Origin of the sequence: Paenibacillus sp. BK720 (assembly GCF_011761545.1) — a bacterium.
In the GTDB taxonomy this organism is placed as follows: Bacteria; Bacillota; Bacilli; order Paenibacillales; family Paenibacillaceae; genus Pristimantibacillus.
In genome coordinates this window covers 850,852-873,453 of record NZ_JAASRQ010000002.1, presented here as the reverse complement: position 1 = coordinate 873,453, position 22,602 = coordinate 850,852, and the positions used below count along the sequence as shown (strand labels likewise).

Genomic DNA, 22,602 nt, shown 5'->3' with positions numbered 1-22,602 from the left:
AGCCTTGCTTCCTCCTCCCCTTTCTTTTTTGATTCCCATGATGTATGTCTTGCTGCTTTCCTGAATTGGATAATATCATCAATTGAAATCGATTTCAATAACTTGTTTAGATAAAATGAACCGTCTTCAAGTTAAAATCGCCATTTTATAGCGTTAAATATATTAAACTCCCTATTGCAGCATGGAGCGATATTTGAAATCGATTTCAAACTGCAAATAATAAAACATCCGGTACGTCACCGTACCGGATGTTTGCGCACACTATTTCTTTCTCTTTTGATCCGCGATATCCCCTCGCACAATGCCATAACCGTTCGTACCGATATACACACGCCCGTATACGCGCGGATCGCCTGTAATGGCTTGAGTCGCATTCGCATATTGATGAAGGTCATCATTAATCCTAATCCAGCTGCGGCCCGCGTCATCCGACCGGTAGAATCCAAACTTGCCGTCGATACGCCCGTTCATGTATAACGACATATACGGTTTACCCGGTGCGGCTTTGCCTAAACCGATCATCGCCGCTTCCTGCACATTTTTCAACTTAGCAAAGGTAGCGCCCGAATCGGTAGAATGGAAAATGCCGTATTCGCTTTGCGTGTTTGTATTATCTTTCGCCGCAACAAGCCAAATATCGCCTTCAACACCCGGAACCGCCTTGAACTTGCTGTTCAGCTTTGACGGCAGGTTAACGGCTTTGACGGATTTAGCGAAGGACTCCCCGCCATTCTTGCTCACATAAAAAGCCCCGTCTGCATAAGCGTAAAATGTGGAGGAGTTTACGCGGTCCGACGATACCGTTGCCCCATCCGGAATACCGGCCGAAGCTGTCCAGGACTTCCCTTGGTCTTTCGAGTAACTTACCGGTCTGCTTATGTCTGCCGAAGCGCTTTTTGGAGCCCATACGATCGTATTTCCGTTGGCGCTAAGGGCAACCGTTCCGCCTTGCGTTTTATCCCCGTCCGCATCTGCCCACGCATTGGAAGCAGGCGTCCAGGTTACCCCATTATCCGTAGAGAGGCCTAACCGGGCATCTTTATTCTCCGCATTGCCTACCCGAACGATCAGATTCGGATTCAGCTCGGCATAATCCAGGTCCGTGCTTGTGCCAAAGTACGGATTCGTGATCATGGTTGGCGCTTTGTCCAGATCCACATGCCGGAAGCCGCCAATGTCGCCCATTGCGCTGATGAGGTGCGCGCCTTCCGGAGGGCTGATCAGTCCGAGAACCGCCGTTTCTTCTATTCCTTCGGCATGAACGGAAACCTTCACCTTATCACCGTTATCGCTGTCCAATGCCGTCAAATGATCCGCAGCGAATAGCGTAGCGCCCGTACCGTACAGAAGACGATCCGGATTAAACGGATCAATCTCAAGATCGCCGATCATCCAGCCCAGCTTCGGATTTTGCTCGACATCCGTTGGAGTAGACGTTCTGCCCCAGTCCAGCCAAGGAGATTGCGAGTAATCCATGTCATACTTGTTCACCCTCGACCAGCCTTCCCCCATCGTCCAGAAGGAGGTCCAGGTCGCTCCACCGTCCGTGCTGCGGAAAATATGCTCATCCGGCCACCACATATTCATCGTTGCGACCATTACCGTATTGGGATTGGACGGATCTACGGCGAGTCCCCCAAACGGATAAGATGGTACGCCGCTAACATCGGTTGGAGCAATGACAGCCGGACTGATATCCGTCCATGCTCCGGTATTCGTATCGAGCTTCCAGACCGAACCGGCCTTCGTTCCGTTCCAGGCCGGACCGTCGTAAGGGCCAATCGCGCTGTTATACGTTATATACAGCTTCCCGTCAGCCGTAAGAACGCCATGATGCGGAACAAACCCTTCCTTCGGCTGTCCGGCAACCGGTGCCCACGTAGCGCCGCCGTCCGTACTCTTGTAAATGCTCTGAACCGTGTCCGCAACGCCCACGTAAATCGTTTGTGTCGTTTGCGCCGATTTCTTATGCTTCGAGTCAGCCTTTTTCCCGGTTGCTGCATCAAAGGCGATCCATACCGGTCCGACCTCCCCGCCATAATAATCCTTTACGTTTTGCCCTGCCGTAAAAGAGGTAACTTTGCTCCAGGTCGCGCCGTAATCGGTGCTTCGCCATAATCCGTTGCCGTTACGCGCGCCAAAATACAGAACGCTGTTATTATTCGGATCAACCGTCAAGCGTTCGCCCATGGAACGGCCGGGCATATTGCCGCCGAATTTGAACGGCATAACGGTCTTTTTCCAAGTCTCGCCTTTATCCGTGGAGCGAAGCATAACCCCGTTCTGATCCGTAAAATCATTCGAATACGTGCCTGCGGCGATGTAAACCCTGTTCGGATCTACCGGATCGGTCGCTAGGCTCGCCACGCCGGCCATATTCCAATTGTCATAGCCTACCCAATCAAGCAGCTGCTTCCAAGTATTCGTCTTTTTGTCCCAGCGGTAAGCTCCGCCAATATCCGTTCTGGCATATACCAGATACTTCTCCGAAGGATTGTAGATGATTCCGGGGACGAATCCTCCGCCAACGGTCTTTACTCTCCCCCAGTCGTAGTCCTGCGATTTGGTGCCGGTTGAAGCCATAACTCCATTGCTGAATAAACCTGCGACTAGCGCGATCATTGCAATGATACCTGCAGCCTTTCTCCTCATTACACCTTCTCCTCTGTTGGAAGTTTGGTTTAGCACATAAATTGAAAACGCTTTCCTATGTGCCGCTGTTATCGTACAACGAAAGCATTTTCCACGGATACCCTTGGATTTATATGTAAATTCAGTTCAAAATTAGTGGTCATGAACAACTGACAGCACATAAAAAAGCTTCTTCGAATCGAAGCATTCGAAGAAGCTTTCCATTATTTCGATTTGTTGTAATCGATCAGATGAAGCACCATGGTAACAGCCTCCGCGCGCGTAGCCGTAGACATAGGCATAAATTCATTGTTGCCTCGTCCGTTTACGATTCCGGATTCGCGGGCAGCCGATACATAAGGCTTTGCCCATGCAGGAATGAAACTATCGTCCTCAAAACCGGTAGGAGCCGATACCGCCTGCTCTCCAACCGTACGCATGAGAATAACCGCCATTTCCATTCGGCTAATTTCCGCATTGGGCTGGAAGCTTCCGCCCTCATAGCCTTTAATCAATCCCTTCTGATAAGCAAGATTTACGGCATCTGCCGCAAATGGCGCAATCTCCGCTTGATCCGAGAAGGTATGGCTGCCGGCTTGCGCATCCGGCTTCAGGCCTAATGCTTTCGTTACGATAACGGCAAATTCCTGACGGGTCACCGCTTGATCCGGTCGGAAGCTTCCATCCGGAAATCCGCTTATCCAGCCTTGCTTGGCTCCGTCAACAATCAGCTTCTCTGCCCAATGCCCCGCAATATCGTTAAAGCCGACGGGCTGAGCTGGAGGATCCGGTGTTAGAACCGGAGGCGGCGTAGTTGGCGCATATCCTCTGTTGACGATAATCGAATAGAGTTGTTCAGCCCCGTTTTGGGCGGTCACCTTAATTTGTATCGTATTGCTCCCTTGATTCAAGTGAAGCGGAACGCTGTTCACCCCGCTTGCAAGACTGGTATACGCACCTTGATTCAAACTTATTTCCGCGGTAGCGTGAGACTCGGCGACAACGGGCTTTAGGGTAATCGAATCAACGGTATAATCGACGCTCGTGTCGTAGGCGAAAGTATTTTCGGCAAATGCAGGGTTTAATGTCCCTGCAGATAACGTCAAGCCGCTGAGCTTGGCATTGCTGCTTTGCCGCTCGATGCGGATCGTATAGGTTTTCGCGTTGCCTTCGTCTGCCGTTACTTTGATATGAAGGATGTTTAATCCTTCCTGCAGCGGAATTTCGGGGCTGTCCGTATTGTCGGCCAGGCCGATATACGAGCCGCTGCCGATTTGCCATTCTACCGCGGCCAAGGAATCCGCAAGCTTTGGCTTAAAGGTCAAGCTGGCGGCAGCGTTTGGCACCTTAACATCGTATTCCGTCGTTGAGCTGTTAAAGGAAGGCTCCAGGTTGCCTGCCGATAGGCTCAAGCCGGACAAATCAGCATTCGAGCTGCGGCGATGAAGGCTGATGCTATAGGTTTTTACGGTGCTGCCATCCTGTGCCGTAATTTGAACTTTAATGAGGTTGTCCCCGACAGCAAGCGGCAAATTCGAGCTTGCCGTACCGCTAATAACCGATTCGCCGGTGCCACCGTTAACGCTCACCTGAATAGTAGAGTGGGCTTCCGCCGATGTTGGCGTTACGGTCGTTGACGCTACGCTGTTGGAAACCTCGGCTGCATAGGAGGTTGTGCCGCTGAAAAATAACGGAAGAAGAGAACCGGCGGACAGATTCAATTGGGATAGATCGGCATTTGTGCTAGCCGCTGCACGGATTACGTTTACCGTATAGGTTGTTACCGTGCTGCCATCTGCCGATGTCGCTAGGATGGGAATATTGTTGCTTCCGACAGTAAGATTAATGGCATCACTCGCCTGACCGCTTATCGCAACTAGGCCATTTACTGTCGCTGAAGCATCCCCATCCGTGAGAGTCGGGGTAAAAGCAATGGATGAAGTCGTATAAGGAACGTTCACCGTATAGCTTGTACTGGCGGAATCAAAGCCCGGCGATAAAGCCCCTTCCGACAAGCTTAATTTCCTGACGGAAGAATCGTTTGGCTGCGGCCTATGTACATGAAGGCTGATGATTCGGGTTACCGTATTATCGGCAGAGGTAATTTTTGCCTCGATGAGGTTCAGCCCCGGGTTCATGAATAAATTTCCGCTCGAAATCCAATTAGGGATCGGATTCCAAGTACCGTTATTTACCCGGTATTCCAACTTCGTTTGATCATCGCTTACCATAAGAGCAAGATAAGTGTTAGGATTAGAGCTATTATCCATGAATACATCATAGTCCGACACTTCATTCGAGAACGCCGGATATAGCTCTCCTCCCGTCCAAATGGCCAGGACATTGACATCATTCCCCGCCGCGGAAGCATGCCTAATGGATAATGGCAGCAGGAGACTGACAATCCATATCATTGTCATTATTTTTCTAAGCTGCATGTTGGATCATTCCTTTATGTATATAATTTTCGACATAATTCTACCAAATTATATGACAAAGATTGACGTATGGATAGAGCTAAATAACAGAAAAGACGCCCCAGATTGGAGCGTCTTCTATTTCAAGGTTAGGTTCCTGCGGTTCCCGCGCTGCTCGCGGCCTTCTGCATGGCATGCATGCCGATGATTACGGCGATAAGCTCGTAGGAATCCAGAAATTCGCAATGATTATCAAGCACGAAAGCACCGGATGAGAACCAACCGTTAATTTGTTTGAACTGGGCGACAACGTTACCGGATTCATCTATCACGTCATATTCTCTCGAAAAGGCGGGCGAAATAATCTCGTAATCACCGCGTCCTATCATAGGAATATTTCTTGGAGAAAAAAGCTAGTCTGCTTCTCAGCACTCCCGCTTGCTCTCCATCGGCTCCGCTAATTTCCCATTTGCCCGAGAAGAAAGGGAACCTCCCGTTATAGAGCAGTTCTCCGTTAACGCCGTAGATATCAGTGGCAGAGCTGAACGCGCTTCTCATGTCCAACTGACCAACCTGCTGTTCTTGCTCATTTAAAATCTCCGTCACACCGGCATTCCAAAAATTCTCACGAAAATATAATTGCAATTCAGTCGCCCCTTTCGCGTGCCGTGACCTTTCCTATTTATGTTATGTATAACGCGGGTACAAGTCAAAATGTTTCATTTTTCCCGCAATTCCGACGCCTTATGGGTGTCTATCGGCAAAAAGAAGACTGCCCGGCTGCCTTCACTCGCATTGCTATATAAATTATAAGAATGGTCTAAGCGGCTAAAGAATCGGAACAAATACGTCCGCATTGCGAACATGCTGCTCTTCCCCGAAGCGGAATACTTCAAGCGCTAGAGATCTCGTATTGTTTTTACGGTTCATCGCTTCCAGAGCGGCTTTGATTAACGCATAAGGATCCTGCTCGGTTGACCGTACCTTTGCGTAGCTCTGTCTCGGAACGGAAAAACCGATCATTCCTTCGGGAACTTCGTCATATCGCGAAACTTCCATGCTGTAGATATACGTGAACAGAAAATCATTGGCAAAATGAGGACAAACATAACAGTCTGCATTTATCACATTCGGAATCTCTTTTATCCTGGACAGAAACAGGTCATTGACCTCCCGTATGCTTTTAGGATTAACTCGCTTGAAAGCATTCGTAACCGCCACTCCCACAAAATGCTTCTCTTCCAATGTAACAATCTCAACTTGCTCCAATTGCTTATTGGTCACGCGAATCACTTCTCCTCATTTTGGATTTGGATAAAGCGGCTCCACAGCGATATCGACCTTGTCGGCAACTAACGTATAGAACTCGGGGACATTGGGGTTTGAGGATGCCGGAATCTCTTCAAAGGTACGTATGAATAAACCGGCAGTCCCAGCCGCCGTCAAAATATCGCCAACCGTCCAGCTGCAGGCCAGCACCTTGCCAAGGCCTTCTCTTTCTTCCTCCGGCAGGAGCTTGGCGAAGGCCACATCGCTTTCCTTAATCCCCTTGTCGAAGTAATTGCCGCTTGGCTCAGCGTGATTGCTCGTGGTTAACCAAGCTCTCGCAAAGGGATGGAAATCCGTCAACAGAAATCTCCCGTTCGTACGCAGCCTCCTGCGAACAACAGCGAAAATCGCATGCAGATCGGTGAAGTAATGCAAGACGCCAAACTCCATCAGTACAATGTCGAATTGTCCCAGCTCTTCCTCATCCGGTATGCTTAGGGCATCCGAGCAGACGTAATCCAGCTTAATTCCGGCGGCAGCCGCAACATCCAGCGCAAACCGCTGATTTTCCGCCGACAAATCCACGACCGTAACCTCTGCTCCCCGCATCGCAAGCGCGATTGCTTTTCTGCCATGCGAACCCAGCAAATTAAGCACCCGCTTCCCCGCAGGATCTCCTATGTACTTCAGCCAATAACGCAGATTATGGCTGCCCGTCTGTCTTAAAGTTTCGGCCAATTCAACCGGAGTGCCGTATTGCCGGACCCATGCCTCGTAAGCCTTCGTCTCCCAAGCAATCTTGTTCGCTTTCACCAACCGTTCCTGCAAACCAACCTCTCCTTCCCCGATAGACGGCTTCGAACAACTTCCAAATATACCCAAAACTATTATATACGACACGGTACTCGGCCAAAAGAAAAAAATCCGCCTTGAGCGGATTTCCGTCTGACTAACCTATAAATGCTAGAATTTACGTTTGCTTATTTCCTGCGCCGCTCTCTCCTGCGTAAAGACATCCTCCGGCGGCACCATACGCTTGGGCAGCGTCCTTCCGGCCATTATTTCTTTGACCGTTTGCATAAGCTGAGGCCCTAGCAGCGGATTGCATTCCACCACGGCGTTTAGCTTGCCCGCCGCAAGCTGCTGCAGCGCCTTGCGGGAGCCGTCGACCGAAATGACGGTAATATCGACACCGGGTCTAAGACCTGCTTCCTCAATGGATTCAATGGCGCCAAGAGCCATATCGTCATTGTGAGCGAATAAGACTTGCGGACGATCCTTTTCCGGAACCTCCAGGAAGGTGCGCATAACCTCTCTGCCCTTCTCTTCCGTGAACTCGGCGGGAGCGCTTTGCGTAATGACCATATCCTTTCTTGCCTGAATAACGCTGCGGAACCCTTCACCCCGCTGTATGGACGGCGTGGAGCCTTTCGTTCCCTGCAGCTCCGCGATCCGGATCGGGCCGGGCTGGCTGCGCATGAAGTCGAGAAGGTACTTGCCCGCCCTTACGCCTTCTTCATATAGGTTAGAGCCAATCGTTGTAACAAATAGGGATGTATCCTTTACATCAACCGAGCGGTCCAAGATGACAACCGGAATCCCGGCCTGCTTAATCTCCAGAAGAATATCCTCCCAGCCGGATTCTACGACCGGAGCAATCGCGATGACATCTACTTTCAATTGAATGAAAGAGCGGATGGCATCGAATTGCTTGGTTTGGGACTGCTCCGCGTTTTTCATAATCAACCGAATGCCGGACTCGGCGGCCGCATCCCGGACAGAGGCCGTATTGGCGAGGCGCCATGCGCTTTCGCTTCCGAGCTGGGAGAAGCCGAGAGTAATAGGTTTTCCCGGACTGATATTGGAGGCCGAGCTCTTTAGCCATTCGCTGATGGCAGGCGGCGCTTCGCTGTCTATTGACGGCGAGGGGACAGGTGCTTCCTCCCGGGAAGAGCAGCCTTGGAGCAGCACGATGATGAACAAACCAACTAACAGATAGATTAGCTTCCTCATGCACGCCCCGCCCCCTTGAAATTTAGGTAAAATGGAAAATTATGTCTTTAACGTGACCCTCCGGTCGCTAAGCAGCCTCTGGAAGAGGATAAACACAAACAATAACAAACCGATCACGATCTTTGTCCACCAGGAGCTTAGGGTTCCTTCGAAGCTTATTATAGTTTGGATAACCCCCTGTATCAATACGCCAATTAAGGTTCCCGCGACGTAGCCTACACCGCCGGTTAGCAGCGTTCCGCCAATAACAACAGCCGCAATCGTATCGAGCTCCAGTCCCATGGCATGCAATCCGTATCCGGATAACATATAAAAGGTAAACACCACTCCCGCGAGCGCCGAGCAGAAGCCGCTGAACGTATAGACCAATATTTTCGTTCTGGCCACCGGCAGCCCCATTAATAGCGCGGATTGCTCGCTTCCCCCAATCGCATACACATTGCGGCCGAATCTCGTATAATGCGCCAGATAAATAGCGGCAAGAACAACAACCAACGCAATGATGACGTTAATCGATAGATTGCCGCCGGGCAGCGATACCTTGGTTTGAGCTACCTTGGTAAAAAAGCCGTTTGTTACCGTTATCGTATCAATACTGATGATGTAACAGATTCCTCTGGCGAGGAACATTCCCGCAAGGGTAACGATAAACGGCTGGATTTTGAAATAATGAATAATCGCTCCCAGCAATGTACCGAATAAAGCTCCAAAGATGAGCACCATCGGAATCACAACCGCCGGCGACCAGCCGTGCCGCTCTACCAATGTGGCGCAAATCATCGTGGTAAGGGCGATGACGGAGCCGACGGACAGATCGATGCCGCCGGAAATAATGACGAAGGTCATTCCTACGGCCGTAATAATAAGAAACGAATTATCGATGAGCAGATTGTAAAGCACCTGCGCGGAGAAAAATCCGGTATATCGGAATGATCCCGCTGCGAACATGACCGCTAGCAAGCCAAAGGTCACGAGAATCGGAACATATTTACGGTTAAGCATGGCGGGTAACCTCCTGTTCCGCGGGGTAATTCCTCTTCCTCCAGCGGGTAATTAACGTCTTGCGGAACGCTTCGGATTGAATGAGGCATACGGCAAGCACGACAAAAGCTTTGACGACAAGCGTAATCTCGGGCGGAACGCCTATCATATAGATCGTGGTGGTCAAGGTTTGAATGATTAATGCACCAATAACCGTTCCCATCAAATAGAACCGTCCGCCATTCAGAGAGGTACCGCCGATTACGACAGCCAGAATGGCGTCCAGCTCGTACCAGAGACCGGCGTTGTTCCCGTCCGCGCTGGAAACGTTCGAGCTTAATATCAATCCTGCTATCCCCGCGCATAAGCCGCAGAACACATAAACAGTCAGAATAACGGTTTTGGAGCGAAGGCCTGCAAGCCGGCTGGCTTCGGGATTGCTGCCGACGGATTCGATAAACAATCCGATGGCCGTTCTTCGCGTCAGCAGCGAGGCAATCAATAGAACGGCCGCAACGATAAAGATAGAAAACGGCAAGGAAGCAAGCGAGCCTGCGCCGATATATTCGTAATTCGAATTGGATACGGTTATAATTTGCCCGCTGGTAATCAACTGCGCAATACCGCGCCCGGCAACCATTAGAATAAGAGTCGCAATAATAGGCTGAATGCGCGTAACCGTAACAAGCGCTCCATTCCACATGCCAAGCACGATGGACAGCGCGATGGATGCCATTACCGCCCCAACGACCAGCAGCACGGAGTTTTGATCAGTGCCCTTGCTTATAGCCAGACAAGCCATAGCGCCGGAAATGGCAACAATGGAGCCAACGGAGAGATCGATACCGCCCGTTGCAATGACAATGGTCATTCCGATAGAGACAAGAATGAGAGGAGCGCCGAAATTAAGAATATCAATCAAGCTGCCGTACAAGTTGCCGCCCCGGACCGCTATCGAGAAGAAATCCGGCGAATAGATCAGATTAAATAACAGCAATGCTCCTAGCACTACTAATGGCCAGAATAAATGATGACGGTACATTTTGCCTCCCATAGCCTTATCCCCCTGCCATCGCCTGCATAATTTGCTGCTGGTTCAGTTCGCCGCTGACAAGCTCCTTGACTTTGGAACGATCCCGCAGTACAGCCACGCGGTCGCTGACGCGAATGACTTCTTCCAGCTCCGAAGAAATAAAGAGAACCGACATTCCCTGCTTCGCAAGCGAGAGAACCAGCTTCTGGATCTCCGCCTTGGCCCCGATATCGATCCCTCTCGTTGGCTCATCCAAAATCAACAGATCGGGTTCCGTCAGCAGCCAGCGGGCAAGCAGTACCTTCTGCTGATTGCCGCCGCTTAGGTTCTTGATCAGATGCTCGGGGCTTGGAGGATTGATGTTCAGCAGCTTGATATACCGGTCCGCGATTTCATCCTGCTTCTTGCGGGATATCGGCCGGAGCCAGCCTCTTGTTGCCTGCAGCGCGAGAATAATATTTTCCCTGACAGTCAGGTCGTCTATTATGCCCTCGGTCTTCCGGTTCTCCGAGCAGTAAGCAATGCCAAGATCAATGGCGCTTCTTGGCGATTTCACCGGACTGCCGGATTCCCCGGCAAGCAGCTTCCCTTGATCCGGCCGGTCTACGCCAAAGAGAAGTCTTGCGATCTCCGTCCGGCCTGAACCCAATAGACCTGCCAATCCAACAACTTCTCCCTTACGGATCTCCAGATCAAACGGATTAATCGCCCCTTTTCGGCCAAGCGCGGATGCCGTAATCATGGTGTTTCCGGCTGTATCCCCGGCTTCTTCAGACAGCTTCGGCAGCTCTTCCAGCAGCTTCAGATCCTTGCCGATCATCTTCAGTACAAGCTCGATGCGCGGCAGTCCTGCCGCCAGGTACTCCCCTTCCAGCTCTCCGCCCCGAAGAACGGTAATCCGGTCGGACATTTCATAGACCTGGTCGAGAAAATGGGTAACGAACAGAATAGCCAATCCGTCGTTTTTCAGCTTGCGCATAATGCCGAACAGCTGCCGAACCTCATTTTGATCCAGACTGGAGGTGGGTTCGTCGAGAATAAGCACCTTAGCAGAAATGCTAAGTGCCCTTGCAATCGCAATAAGCTGCTGGACAGCGACGGAATAAGCATGGAGCGGCAGCGTAACGTCGATGTTCAAGTTCAGCCGCTCCTTTAGAAGCCGCGCAGCTTCCTTGTTCATCTTGTTCCATAGGATTCTGCCGAATTTCCTTGGCTCTCTGCCTATATAAATATTTTCGGCTACCGTCAGGTTGGGACAAAGATTCACTTCCTGATAGACGGTACTTATTCCGGCTCTCTGCGCCTCTAACGGCCCGCCGATCGAGACAGCCTGATTCTCAATCGTAACCGTACCGTCATCGATGGAGTAGACGCCGGTTAACACTTTTATGAGGGTGGATTTGCCTGCTCCGTTCTCTCCCATCAGCGCGTGAATCTCGCCGGGGAACAGCCTGAAATCCACATTGGACAAGGCCTTTACGCCGGGGAACCGCTTGGTGATTCCGGTCATTTGCAGTATAGGTGCTTGCATGCTGCGCACTCCTTCCCAAGAGAAAAAGCCGCCCAGCGGCAATCTGGTGCTCCAGGCGGCTTTTCATTCTTTTATTAGTACTGGCGGCTCGGCAAAGCTTCCTTCGCCTGCTCGGATGTAAAGGTTGTTTCGTTCGTTACGATACGCGCATCAATCTCTTTGCCGTCTACGACCGCTTGAGCAGCTTCCATCAGCTGAGGTCCAAGCAGAGGATTGCATTCCACGATAAAGTTGATCTTGCCGTCCGCCGCGGCTTGCATCCCGTCTTTAACCGCGTCTACCGAAATAATGATAATGTCTTTGCCAGGCACGAGACCTGCGGCTTCAATCGCTTGAATAGCCCCTAATGCCATGTCGTCATTATGCGCGTAGAGAACGTCGATATCTTTATGCGCCTTCAGGAAAGCCTGCATAACTTCCTTCCCTTTGGCACGAGTAAAGTCGCCGGTCTGGGAAGCGATAATTTTAAGCTTTGGATTCGAAGCGATTGTGTCCTGGAAGCCTGCCTTGCGGTCATTCGCCGGAGCGGAGCCCGTTGTTCCCTGCAGCTCGACGATATTGACGTCTTCCTGCGCATCCTTGTATTGGTCGACCAGCCATTGACCGGCTTTCTTGCCTTCTTCGATAAAGTCCGAACCGATAAAGGTCTTATACAGCGACGTGTCTGCCGAATCAACCGCACGGTCCGTCAGAATGACCGGGATACCGGCATCCTTGGCTTCCTTCAGCACCGTATCCCAGCCCGATTCCACTACCGGGGAGAAGGCGATAACATCAACCTTTTGCTGAATGAAGGAACGGATCGCTTTAATCTGGTTTTCCTGCTTCTGCTGGGCGTCCGAGAACTTCAGATCGAACCCGGCTTCTTTGGCCGATTCCTGTATCGACTTCGTATTGGCCGTCCGCCATCCGCTCTCCGCCCCTACCTGCGAGAAGCCAAGCGTAATTTTCTTATCTCCCGCTCCCGTGCCGCCAGCCGTTTCTTGAGCCGCGGCCGTCTCGGCCGGCTTATTTGTTGCATTCGCCGTATTGTTCGAGTTGTTCCCGTTGCTGCCACCGTTGCCGCCGCAAGCGGTTACAATAGATACCATGACGGCAAGCGTTACCGCAAGTCCCCATCTTTTCTTTCGCTTCATCTGGTTAATCCTCCCTTTTGGTTCACCATGTCTGGCGTGATTCCAGTATAGAACCGTTCCGCGCAACGGAAATATGGAGTCCGTTTGGTGAATCGTTTAATCCTTTTGGCATCTTTCAGGCAGTCGGGAGCGTAAAGTGTAATTTTTTTCGCAAAAGGTGCACTATACCGCGAATCTCTTAAAAGAGGAAAATTTCATGCTATAATGGTGAAACAAATTTCATCCTCAATTGGAGAGAACAGTCAATGAAGCTCATCAAATGGATTACTTCAAGCCTTAGGGTCAAATTGCTGAGCATGTTTATTATTCTTACCGCGGTTCCTTTACTGGCGGTTGGTCTTATCTCCTATCAGAAATCGTACAACACGGTCTCCGACCATAGTAAAGCCTCTACCAAGCTGGTCGCCGAGCAATTAGCCCGCAATATGGATATTTTGTTCGGGGACACCGAGAGGATTCTCGAGATGGGGAAAGATCCGCAGGTGCTGCAATTTCTCTATTCGCAATCCGAGACGTATCAGGAGGCCAAATCCATCCTGCAGACGTTCAAGTTCTATCGCGAAACCTATAAGTACGACAAAGTGCTGAACATATCGATGGTCAATTTTTACGGAAAAGGCATCAGCGAACGGAAAGGCGTCTTCCAGCTTGACCGCAACCCGCTCCGCAATCCGTATTTTCAATATTTGACGCAATATCCCGATGCGGTCCTGCGGATTCCGGAATCCTCATCCTCCGATTCCAATCGCCTTGACGGGTTCACTTACCCGGGACAGAACGCCATGTCCATAATCGCAGCGATTAAACAACGGATTACCCATGAGGTGATCGGTTTTATCGTCATCGACCTCAATGAAGCGATGATTGACGATTTTCTCAAAAATACCGTTATCGGCAAAACCGGCTTTTTCTATATTAATGACCAGTACGGCGCAACCGTGTTCCAGCCTCAGTCCCCTGCGGCCTCGCCTGCCATTCTGGAACAGATCGACCGGGAGCCGATGACCGCGGCAAGCGACAGCTTTGTTCTCTCCACCAAAGCAAAGCCTCAATTCATCGTGTACAGCACTTCTCAAATAACCGGTTGGAAAATAGTCGGCGTTGTGCCGTTTCAAGAAATTATCGCGGAAGCGAACGGAATCCGTCAGCTAATTATCGTAAGCGTTGCGCTTAGCGCGGTCTTTGCGTTAACGCTGTATTTCTTCCTGACGAACCGCCTGACCCACCCGATTCAAATTCTGATGAACAAAATGCGCAAAGCCTCCAGCGGGTACCTCGATGCGAAGGTCACGCCAAGCGGAACCGATGAAATTGCCGACTTGGGCAACAGCTTTAACCGGATGATTGAAGAAATCAAAAGCCTGATGGAGAAGAACCGGCGGGAACAGGAACAGAAGCAGATAGCGGAGCTGCGGACCCTTCAAGCCCAGATTAACCCCCACTTTCTATACAACACCCTGGACTCGATCATCTGGATGGCGGAAGCGGAGAAAAAGGAAAGCGTTATCAAGCTTGTCAAGGCTTTAGCGCGGTTTTTCCGGTTAAGCTTAAACAAAGGCCGGGATTGGATTTCCGTCAAGACGGAGCTGGAGCATGCTCACACTTACCTCGTCATCCAGCAGATGAGATATCACGATATTTTGCAATACGAGATTCAGGTGGATCCCGAGCTGCAGGTCTACCCGATTCTGAAGATGAGTCTTCAGCCTTTAATCGAGAACGCCATTTATCACGGCATCAAAAACAAGCGCGGTCAAGGGATGATCCGAATCAGCGGTCATGTGGAGGATCGCGATCTGGTTCTTACGGTCGAAGACAACGGGATTGGGATTCCCCCGGAGCGGCTTGCCGAGCTTCAAACGGAACTGGAACAGCCGGTCGATTCGATTGCCGTCAAGCAGGATGACGGCGAAGGCGGCTTTGGCCTGCAAAACGTGCATCAACGAATCCGGTTGTATTTCGGCCAGCGGTATGGGGTTGAGATCGAAAGCGTCTACCGGGAAGGCAGCAAAATTTCCGTTCGTATTCCAAAAAAATAAGGATGGTCATAACGATGAAAAAAGTGATGATCGTTGACGATGAAATATTGATCCGCGAAAATATCCGGAGCTGCGTCGACTGGACGAAGGAAGGCTTTATCTACTGCGGAGACGCCCCGGACGGAGAACTCGCTTTGCCTCTCATCGAGCAGCAGCAGCCCGACATTCTGATTACCGACATCAAGATGCCATTTATGGACGGTCTTGAATTAACGGCCATTGTCCGCAAACAGATGCCTCATATCAAAGTCATTATTATGAGCGGCCATGATGAATTCCGTTACGCCCAGAATGCGATTCGCCTTGGCGTCGAGGACTACTGTTTGAAGCCGGTCAGCGCAGCCGAGCTGATTGAGCTTCTACGCAAGGTCAGCGTTAAAATTGATGAGGAGCAGAAAAAGCTTAAAGGCCAGGCAGTCACGAAAGAAAGGCTGCTTGCAGACTTGTGCGGCGGCTTAATGGGCGCTTCGGAGGCGATCGAAACGGCCAAAGAGCTGAATCTATCCCTCGCCTCTCGCTACTATGCCGCCGCTATTCTGGATGTCAGACCGGCTAATTCTGCCGATCAGCAGCTAGTAACCAGCGTCAGGAACGAGCTCGATCGACGGCTTGAACAACCTATCGAATGCTTATCCTATTACCGCAGCAAGACAGAGCTCGTTTATATTTTCAAGTGCAATTCCGCGGAAAGCCTGACAAGGTTTCTCCATACGTTCAACACCGATGTCAGGCTGCAGCTCGAGCGGCAGTTCGGCTGCGAAATTTACGCCGGACTGGGCAGTCTACACGAGCGGATTCAGGGCATTCATATTTCCTATCTGGAAGCGGAGGAAGACAAATACATTAGCCGGCTTACCCGGCTTAACCAAGCTTCGCTCCACGGCATTCACGAACCGATGGACATTGTCATCAACCGCAATCAGTTTCTTGAGTTTGCGAAGATCGGCATTCCCTCGGAGCGGGATGCTTTTGTAAGGGAGTTTGCGGCTCCGTTAAAATCCCTTCCTTTTAAGAGCAGCTACAGCTTCTATCTGTTCAACGACCTGACCTTGGAGGCGCTTCGCTGCGCGAAGCAAACCTTCCGTACCGGCGCGGATCCGGGCAGCAGCGCTCCCCGGCTTCAGCAAGAGATTAAAAAGATAGCCTCCTGGGAGGACTGCTGCTTTTATTTGAACGTTTTGCTGCAAGAGCTCTGGCAATGGCGGTCGGAATCCTCAGACAAATATGGCGATGTAATCAATCAAGTGAAGGAATACATTCAAGCCCATTACAATAATGAGCAATTATCGCTCAAGATGATAGCCGGCCAAGTGAGAATCAGCCCCAGCCATCTGAGCAAAGTTTTCAGCCAGGAAACCGGTCAGACGCTTACCGAATACTTGACGCAGATCCGGATCGGCAAGGCGATGGAGCTCCTGAAGACGACCCGCAGCAAGTCTTTCGAGATTGCATTCGAAGTGGGCTATAACGACCCTCATTATTTCTCCAACCTGTTCAAGAAAATGACGGGCATGACACCCAAGGAATACCGGAACCAGGGAGAAAAGGATGAGACGGCATGAGACGGCTGACGAGCTTGTTGATAATATTCACCCTGCTGCTAGGCGGCTGTTCCAACAATGGGACAGGAGAGCGGTCATTGCCGGCTGCACAAGGCTCCCCTTCGCCAAACGGCGGCTTTACCAAGGAAAAAACCTTTGGCATTATTTATCCGATGACCTATCCGACTTATGAGCTAATTACGCTTGACGCTAACGAAACCGCAGCAAAAAACCATGTGGCGTTAATCGTTAATGCGCCGGATGAGGCCAATACCGAGCAGCAAATCCGCATCATGGAATCGATGATCAAGCAAGGAATTGACGGCATAGCCATATCCCCCGTCGATTCCGCGGCGCTGACTCCCGTCATAAATAAAGCGGAGGCAGCAGGGATTCCCGTCGTTACCTTCGAATCGGATGCGCCGGGCAGCAAACGTACCGCTTACATCGGTGCGGACAACTTTATGACCGGTCGTCAAAGCGCCATGACGGTCAGCCGTCTTCTCGGGCATAAAGGCATGATCATTGTAGAAAACGGCATGGAGGAAATGCTGGGAATGAAGCAGCGACTGGAGGGCTTTCTCGATTATCTGGCTCAGGAATCGTCCATCGATGTGCTGGAGGTTCATCATAATAGAGGCAGCGAGGAGCAGGCGATGAGCGATATCGAGACGATGATTGATGCCCATCCTCACTTTGATGCCTTGGTGGGACTAGACTACATCTCTGCTTCCGCATCTATCCTCATCTGGAAAGCAAAAGGGTTGAACAGGCTGGCTATATCGATGGGGGTTACCTCCACAAACAACGATGCCTTGATTAACGGGCAGCTAGCCGCCGTCATCTCGCAAAACGAAACCATTTGGGGACGGACGATTGTGGAGACGCTGCTCCTAGCAAGCAATGAAATGAAGGCGGATTCCATAATAAATACGGGGATCGCTGAGCTGCGTGCAGACCAATTGCAATAATAGTGGAAGAAAAATGGCGAACCCCATTGGAGTTCGCCATTTTTTTATACCGTATCGAGTCTGTACAAAACGGCACCATGAGGTGCGATTACGGAAGAGAGCGAAGAGCTTAAGGTACCTAAAACCTCGCCGGTCCACAGGTTCTTCACGCTTGCATCTCCGTCCATCCCCAAATCGCCGAAGGATACGGATACTTCCGTTGCTTCTTCTCCGGTATTAAACATTGCCGCATATCTCTCCCCATTGCTTCCTTCCGCTGTCCAGACCACTCGATCGCCAATTCGCGATACTTGCCTTGCGCCAAAGCTGGCGCGGTGCATATGCAGCACATCCCGGTTCGTTAAGAGAGACAACGTCCATTCGTCATTATCGCGCATTTCGCCGCCCATCATGAGCGGAGAACGGAAGATCGACCACAGGGTCATCATCGTCAGCTGCTCGTCGCGGGTGAAGTTCGTCCTGCGGTCCGGGTGCGAGCAGCGTACGCCGATGCGGCCAAGCGGCAGCATATCGCAATCCGGCCAATTGCCCGGCTTTGGACGTCCCTCCCAGGTTTTGCAGCGGTCGAACATGTCGAGCAGCAGCGGCCAGCGATCCCAGAAGTCATCGGTCATTCGCCACAGATTCGCATTTTGTTCCAGGAAATCGGCATGCTTCACGGGTGCGGGACCCGGCGACAAGCTAAGTACGATTGGACGACCAACATGATCAATCGCTTTGCGGATCAGTTCAATCTCGCCGAGATGCGCTCCGCCATGCAGCCAGGAGTCGGCGATATCATCCACTTTGATGTAATCAACGCCCCACTCGGCGTACATTTCGAATAACGAATTGTAGTATTCCTGCGCGCCCTCCTTCTTGGCGTCCACCCCGTACATATCCGTATTCCAGCCGCAGAAGGAGCAGGTATGCGCGATATCGCGGGCTGTCACCGAAGTGCCTTTGATTGGCGTGTTATCGTGAACAGCCTGGCGCGGAATCCCGCGCATGATATGAATCCCGAACTTTAAGCCAAGGCTATGCACATAGTCGGCCAGCGGCTTGAAGCCTTTTCCGCCTTCCGCGGACGGGAACCGGTTCACCGCCGGAATAAGCCGGGAGTAATCATCCATTTCGAGCCGCACGAAGGGGCGGTAGAGATCCGATACGGCTCCCGGCTCGTACCACTGAATATCGACAACGACATATTCCCAGCCGAAAGCCTTCAGATGCTCCGCCATATAGTCGGCGTTACCGCGTACTTCGTCTTCCCTAACGGTTGCGCCGTAGCAATCCCAGCTGTTCCACCCAAGCGGCGGTGTTGGGGCAAATTCAAGATGCTGCATAATGACCCTCCTGTATTTGAAGCAAGAATAGGAATGAATTGCTGCTATATTCCTATATTAATTCCTATCGGATGCGGCCATCTACAGTAATCTAACGTCATTCATAGTAAAATATTGCGCTTTTTCAAGCGAATCCATCTAATCGAAATATACGCGGTTATAGACAAGCTGGCCTTCACCCTGACGGAAATTACCGGGCGTCTCCCCCGTGATTTTTCGAAACCATTTGATGAAATAACTTCCGCCAGAATAGCCCACCTGCTCCGCGATCCGCTCCACGCTCCAGTCGGATTCCTTCAGCAGCCGGATCGCCTCCTTAATCCGGACCTGATTCAAATAATCGTTAGGCGACACGCCTACCGTTTTGATAAATTGACGGAGCAGATGATATTTCGACAAGCTAAGCTGATCGGCCAGTTGGTCAAGACTGATCATATTTTCGTAGTGCTTATCGATATAAGCGACGGCCTCTTTCACCTTTATCGGCCATTCCCTTGTATCGTCCTGAGGGGATAGCGCGAAGCGGCATAGCTCGGAGATGAATTGGTACACATAAGAAGAAGCCGTATAGGGCTCCTTGATCCGGCCGGCATAGGCTTCTTCGTACATGCTTTGCAGCAGCCGTATCGGCCGGCTAGCTCCCGGCAGGAACGGAGTGTCGCCGAGCTGCTTCTTCACTTCCTCCCAATTCGGGAGAATGAGGGAAGGACGAATCAATACGAATATAAAGGACCAATGCGATCCTCCGGGCGGAAAATAATAACGGTGATCACCCGGAATTTCCGTCATAAACGCTTGTCCGGCCTGAATACGGATAGTCTCCGCTCCCCTCTCGTAAATCCCTTCCCCGTCAAACGTATATTGAAACAACAGCAGCGGTCCGTCGTTCCGGGTCCAACCGTCCCATCGGTAATGCTCATCCCGAATGACATCCGTTCCGATAGCGAACAGGTTGCATAAAGCCAGATGCTCCGGCATCGTAAAACGGAAACCAAACGTGCCCGTGCCTGTTAATTGACCTGCATTCATGCTTATACCCCGCTTTATTCGGCCAGCCCGATCAACTGGCGGGCTGCCGCAAGTGCCTGCGTCCGGGAAGATACGCCAAGTTTGGCGTAGATCCTCGATAGGTATACCTTTACCGTGCCTTCCTTTAAAGCCAGCTTAGCCGCGATTTGCTTGTTAGGTGCCCCTTGCTCCAGCAGCTGCAGAATAAAGAGTTCTTGCTCGGTTAACGGCTCGATTAACGACGGTTGCGGTTGAGAGGGATTCTCCTGCTCAGGGAAGCAAGCCAACAGCTTCTCCACGTAAACAAGCGAGACATCCTGCCAAATCGCTTGAGCCGTCTCTCGCTGCCGATGCTCCGCGTACGTATGCAGAAGCTTCTTCATTTGAATCCCCTCGTCAACAAAGCTGCGGATATAACCGTTCGATTCGCCCATGACAAGCGCTTCATGAAGCAGCTGCAATGCCGCGCTGCGATTGCCGCGCTGATATTCCGCCAAAGACTGAACAAGACTAATCTCCGTCCGCAAAAGAAGACAAGAGTCCTGCTCCAGCGACGATTCAATAAATTCCAATTGTCTCAACGCCTCGGTTGTTTTCCCCTGCGCGGTCAGTATTCGGGCATAGACCGTATATTCGATCCAACGGTTGGATGCCGGTTGAATGCGGTCCGACAGGCGCAGTCTGGAAATTTCGGCTTTCGCTTCCGCAAGCTTGTCTTCCTTCACGTAGAGGTGGGCACGGCTTGCGCGCAAAGGATACAGCCAGTGATACTCGCCTTTTTGTTCCGCCATTTGAACAGCTTCGTCGATGGCTTCATGGGCCTTCAGAAACTGGCCGGAAGCGGCATAAATGCGCGATAGCGTAATCCGGTTGGGAACAAACAAGCCCGCCGTCTGCCTGGCCCTGTCGGACAGCCCGATTTTGCGCGCCAGCTCCAGGCTGTCGCTTGGCCGGTTCCACTCGTAATACCCTTCGCATAAGGCTTGAACGACATACAAATTAATGAGCGATTGCCCCCACCCGTGCTGCTCCAGCACGGATACGAACCGCTGACCGATCCGTTCGGTATCGGCCGATAAGATTCCTTTCAAGCCAAACGCCGTCCGCCTGACGAGCGGCTCCATCATGTTGTAGTTAAAATTGTAGAAGATGGGATCCTCCGGCAGTACCCCTTGAAGCCGGTATCCGACAAACGAATCCCATTGCTCGTAACGCCCCGTATAGAAGAGCAGGTTCGACTGGAGGAACAACATGCCTCCCTGCAGCGGTTCAAGCTCGGCCGCGGTCTCTGGCTGCTCGTATCTTTTCTCCAGCTTCTCGACGGTCTCGGCGGAAAAATGCATTTGCCCCATCAGCAGATAAGCAAATGCCTGATACATTAATAAATTCGAAGGCATCGGAATGTGCTCGGAGACCGCCTCAATACGTTCAAGCAGCGAAGCAAGCTCGCCTTGTTTGAGCGCATCCGGAATATATTCTTCCAATCTATCGGCAGCTACCTTGTAGCTCTCGCCGGCTATCGCATGATCGATCGATTTATCAAGCATCCTTCTGGCAGCGAACGCCCTGCTTGCCGCAAGATGATATTGCAGCCACCGCTCTCGGCTCCGGGAGCGGAGCAGGCTCTTCAAGAAATCCGCAAAGAGCGAGTGATACCGGAACCAGCCGTTGTAATTATCCAGCGGAATAACAAACAAATTGAGCGCACGAAGCTGCTCCAGCATCTCGCGGCTGTCCGTGCGGTTAAACGCCTGATTGCAGACCTCCGCATCCATTCGGTCGAACACGCTGGTCTGCAGCAGGAAATCCGTCACGTCAGAAGGAAGCTTGTCGAGCACCTCCTGGAACAAATAAGAAGAGACCTTCTCATTGCTTCCGCCAAAGCCGGCGATAATCCGGTCTATATCCTGCTGGTCCTGGAGCGTGATGGAAGCGAGCTGAAGGCCGGCAACCCATCCTTCCGTTTTCTCGAGCAGCTTGCGGGTATGTCTTTGCTCCAGGTAAACGCCTGCGGATCTGCAAAATTCATCGATTTCCTCTTGCGTGAAATGAAGCTGCCGCAGCCCGATTTCCGTCCGCTCTCCTCTCGCCAGCCATTTGGCCGCATCTAAGGAAATTTCGCCTCGGCTTGCAATAATGATCCGGTGACGGAAAGGCAAGTACTCTATAAAATATGCCAAGCTGTCATGGATCTCTGCGAGCTCAATATGATGATAGTCATCCAGCACGAGAGCAATCGGTTCTTCGAGAGCTGCCAATTCGTTGAGTAGCGTATCGATAATCGCATTCACCGTTGTGCCCGTTACAAGCGCTCCAACTGCGGCAAGCGGATCTGTCAAGGAGGACGGCCCCGCTTCCATATAAGCATGCAATACGTACCGCCAAAATCTTGCTGTATCATTGTCTCTATCATCCAGGGACACCCATGCCGTCTGCATGCGTGCGGAATGTGCCCACTGCGCGATCAGCGTGGATTTTCCCGAGCCCGCAGGAGCGCAGACCGTTACCATCCGGCCCCGCATTCCTTGCTCCAGCGAATCAAGCAATCTCAACCGGATGATCAGATTCTTTTTAACGACAGGAAGCCGTATTTTTGTTTTTAACAGAATAGGTTGAGAGAATAACATACGATCTCCTTTTAATTCCGACATATGATCTCTATTATACTGAATTTTCGACATGTATTGCTCAAAAGAAAAACCATTGC

Annotated in this window: 17 protein-coding genes; 3 read left to right on the top strand and 14 right to left on the bottom strand. The window is 51.3% G+C overall.

The window, feature by feature from the left end; translation table 11 throughout:
- Positions 1-261: 261 nt before the first annotated feature.
- The 11 genes from FHT67_RS10580 to FHT67_RS10535 all read right to left on the bottom strand — a co-directional run bounded on the left by FHT67_RS10580 (position 262) and on the right by FHT67_RS10535 (position 13,011).
- The gene (locus FHT67_RS10580) at positions 262-2,652 is read right to left on the bottom strand and encodes a beta propeller repeat protein (protein WP_167197968.1); all 2,391 of its coding nucleotides are present in this window, start codon (positions 2,650-2,652) and stop codon (positions 262-264) included.
- A gap of 203 nt (positions 2,653-2,855) precedes the next feature.
- Positions 2,856-5,051, bottom strand: a complete 2,196-nt coding sequence (locus FHT67_RS10575; RefSeq protein ID WP_167197965.1) for a cadherin-like beta sandwich domain-containing protein — start codon at positions 5,049-5,051, stop codon at positions 2,856-2,858.
- A gap of 146 nt (positions 5,052-5,197) precedes the next feature.
- The gene (locus tag FHT67_RS29950) at positions 5,198-5,437 is read right to left on the bottom strand and encodes a hypothetical protein (RefSeq protein WP_243867055.1); all 240 of its coding nucleotides are present in this window, start codon (positions 5,435-5,437) and stop codon (positions 5,198-5,200) included.
- Positions 5,421-5,654 (bottom strand): LURP-one-related/scramblase family protein, encoded by a 234-nt coding sequence (locus FHT67_RS29945; RefSeq protein ID WP_243867054.1) that lies wholly within the window; start codon positions 5,652-5,654, stop codon positions 5,421-5,423. The genes FHT67_RS29950 and FHT67_RS29945 overlap by 17 nt, the downstream gene beginning before the upstream one ends.
- A gap of 222 nt (positions 5,655-5,876) precedes the next feature.
- Positions 5,877-6,332, bottom strand: a complete 456-nt coding sequence (locus FHT67_RS10565; RefSeq protein WP_165930619.1) for a GyrI-like domain-containing protein — start codon at positions 6,330-6,332, stop codon at positions 5,877-5,879.
- Positions 6,333-6,347: 15 nt separating this feature from the next.
- On the bottom strand, positions 6,348-7,145 hold the full coding sequence (locus FHT67_RS10560) for a class I SAM-dependent methyltransferase (protein ID WP_167197962.1): 798 nt from the start codon (positions 7,143-7,145) through the stop codon (positions 6,348-6,350).
- Between the two features lie 135 nt (positions 7,146-7,280).
- Positions 7,281-8,330, bottom strand: a complete 1,050-nt coding sequence (locus FHT67_RS10555; protein ID WP_132305811.1) for an ABC transporter substrate-binding protein — start codon at positions 8,328-8,330, stop codon at positions 7,281-7,283.
- Positions 8,331-8,369: 39 nt separating this feature from the next.
- Positions 8,370-9,332: a galactofuranose ABC transporter, permease protein YjfF gene (gene yjfF, locus FHT67_RS10550; protein ID WP_167197960.1), complete on the bottom strand. Its 963-nt coding sequence runs from the start codon at positions 9,330-9,332 to the stop codon at positions 8,370-8,372.
- Positions 9,325-10,365 (bottom strand): ABC transporter permease, encoded by a 1,041-nt coding sequence (locus tag FHT67_RS10545; RefSeq protein ID WP_167197958.1) that lies wholly within the window; start codon positions 10,363-10,365, stop codon positions 9,325-9,327. Before FHT67_RS10545 ends, yjfF begins: the two co-directional genes overlap by 8 nt.
- Before the next feature lie 4 nt (positions 10,366-10,369).
- Positions 10,370-11,875 carry a sugar ABC transporter ATP-binding protein gene (locus FHT67_RS10540; protein WP_167197957.1) on the bottom strand — a complete coding sequence of 502 codons (1,506 nt, stop codon included), beginning with the start codon at positions 11,873-11,875 and terminating at the stop codon, positions 10,370-10,372.
- 74 nt (positions 11,876-11,949) lie between these two features.
- Positions 11,950-13,011, bottom strand: coding sequence for an ABC transporter substrate-binding protein (locus FHT67_RS10535; RefSeq protein ID WP_208403214.1), 1,062 nt, complete (start codon positions 13,009-13,011; stop codon positions 11,950-11,952).
- Between the two features lie 245 nt (positions 13,012-13,256).
- Between FHT67_RS10535 and FHT67_RS10530 the strand changes: the two genes are divergently transcribed.
- The 3 genes from FHT67_RS10530 to FHT67_RS10520 are packed head-to-tail and all read left to right on the top strand — an operon-like array spanning position 13,257 to position 17,562.
- On the top strand, positions 13,257-15,050 hold the full coding sequence (locus tag FHT67_RS10530) for a sensor histidine kinase (RefSeq protein WP_167197955.1): 1,794 nt from the start codon (positions 13,257-13,259) through the stop codon (positions 15,048-15,050).
- 14 nt (positions 15,051-15,064) lie between these two features.
- Positions 15,065-16,612 (top strand): response regulator, encoded by a 1,548-nt coding sequence (locus FHT67_RS10525; RefSeq protein ID WP_167197953.1) that lies wholly within the window; start codon positions 15,065-15,067, stop codon positions 16,610-16,612.
- The gene (locus FHT67_RS10520; RefSeq protein ID WP_132305823.1) at positions 16,609-17,562 is read left to right on the top strand and encodes a sugar ABC transporter substrate-binding protein; all 954 of its coding nucleotides are present in this window, start codon (positions 16,609-16,611) and stop codon (positions 17,560-17,562) included. Before FHT67_RS10525 ends, FHT67_RS10520 begins: the two co-directional genes overlap by 4 nt.
- A gap of 44 nt (positions 17,563-17,606) precedes the next feature.
- Here the strand turns inward: FHT67_RS10520 and FHT67_RS10515 are convergent, their stop codons facing one another.
- From FHT67_RS10515 to FHT67_RS10505, 3 genes are all read right to left on the bottom strand, one after another.
- Entirely contained in the window at positions 17,607-18,887 is a 1,281-nt protein-coding gene (locus tag FHT67_RS10515; RefSeq protein WP_167197951.1) for a glycoside hydrolase family 27 protein, read from the bottom strand.
- A 138-nt stretch (positions 18,888-19,025) separates the two neighbouring features.
- Complete coding sequence (locus FHT67_RS10510) at positions 19,026-19,916, bottom strand: helix-turn-helix transcriptional regulator (protein ID WP_167197949.1); 891 nt, start codon at positions 19,914-19,916, stop codon at positions 19,026-19,028.
- Between the two features lie 14 nt (positions 19,917-19,930).
- Positions 19,931-22,447 (bottom strand): winged helix-turn-helix domain-containing protein, encoded by a 2,517-nt coding sequence (locus FHT67_RS10505; protein ID WP_208403213.1) that lies wholly within the window; start codon positions 22,445-22,447, stop codon positions 19,931-19,933.
- Between the last annotated feature and the right edge of the window lie 155 nt (positions 22,448-22,602).

Excerpts from the sequence above, each read along its gene's own strand:
- FHT67_RS10580 (WP_167197968.1), bottom strand. The coding sequence starts at position 2,652 with ATGAGGAGAAAGGCTGCAGGTATCATTGCAATGATCGCGCTAGTCGCA.
- FHT67_RS10575 (WP_167197965.1), bottom strand. The coding sequence starts at position 5,051 with ATGACAATGATATGGATTGTCAGTCTCCTGCTGCCATTATCCATTAGG.
- FHT67_RS29950 (WP_243867055.1), bottom strand. The coding sequence starts at position 5,437 with ATGATAGGACGCGGTGATTACGAGATTATTTCGCCCGCCTTTTCGAGA.
- FHT67_RS10555 (WP_132305811.1), bottom strand. The coding sequence starts at position 8,330 with ATGAGGAAGCTAATCTATCTGTTAGTTGGTTTGTTCATCATCGTGCTG.
- yjfF (WP_167197960.1), bottom strand. The coding sequence starts at position 9,332 with ATGCTTAACCGTAAATATGTTCCGATTCTCGTGACCTTTGGCTTGCTA.
- FHT67_RS10545 (WP_167197958.1), bottom strand. The coding sequence starts at position 10,365 with ATGGGAGGCAAAATGTACCGTCATCATTTATTCTGGCCATTAGTAGTG.
- FHT67_RS10540 (WP_167197957.1), bottom strand. The coding sequence starts at position 11,875 with ATGCAAGCACCTATACTGCAAATGACCGGAATCACCAAGCGGTTCCCC.
- FHT67_RS10535 (WP_208403214.1), bottom strand. The coding sequence starts at position 13,011 with ATGAAGCGAAAGAAAAGATGGGGACTTGCGGTAACGCTTGCCGTCATG.
- FHT67_RS10530 (WP_167197955.1), top strand. The coding sequence starts at position 13,257 with ATGAAGCTCATCAAATGGATTACTTCAAGCCTTAGGGTCAAATTGCTG.
- FHT67_RS10525 (WP_167197953.1), top strand. The coding sequence starts at position 15,065 with ATGAAAAAAGTGATGATCGTTGACGATGAAATATTGATCCGCGAAAAT.
- FHT67_RS10520 (WP_132305823.1), top strand. The coding sequence starts at position 16,609 with ATGAGACGGCTGACGAGCTTGTTGATAATATTCACCCTGCTGCTAGGC.
- FHT67_RS10515 (WP_167197951.1), bottom strand. The coding sequence starts at position 18,887 with ATGCAGCATCTTGAATTTGCCCCAACACCGCCGCTTGGGTGGAACAGC.
- FHT67_RS10510 (WP_167197949.1), bottom strand. The coding sequence starts at position 19,916 with ATGAATGCAGGTCAATTAACAGGCACGGGCACGTTTGGTTTCCGTTTT.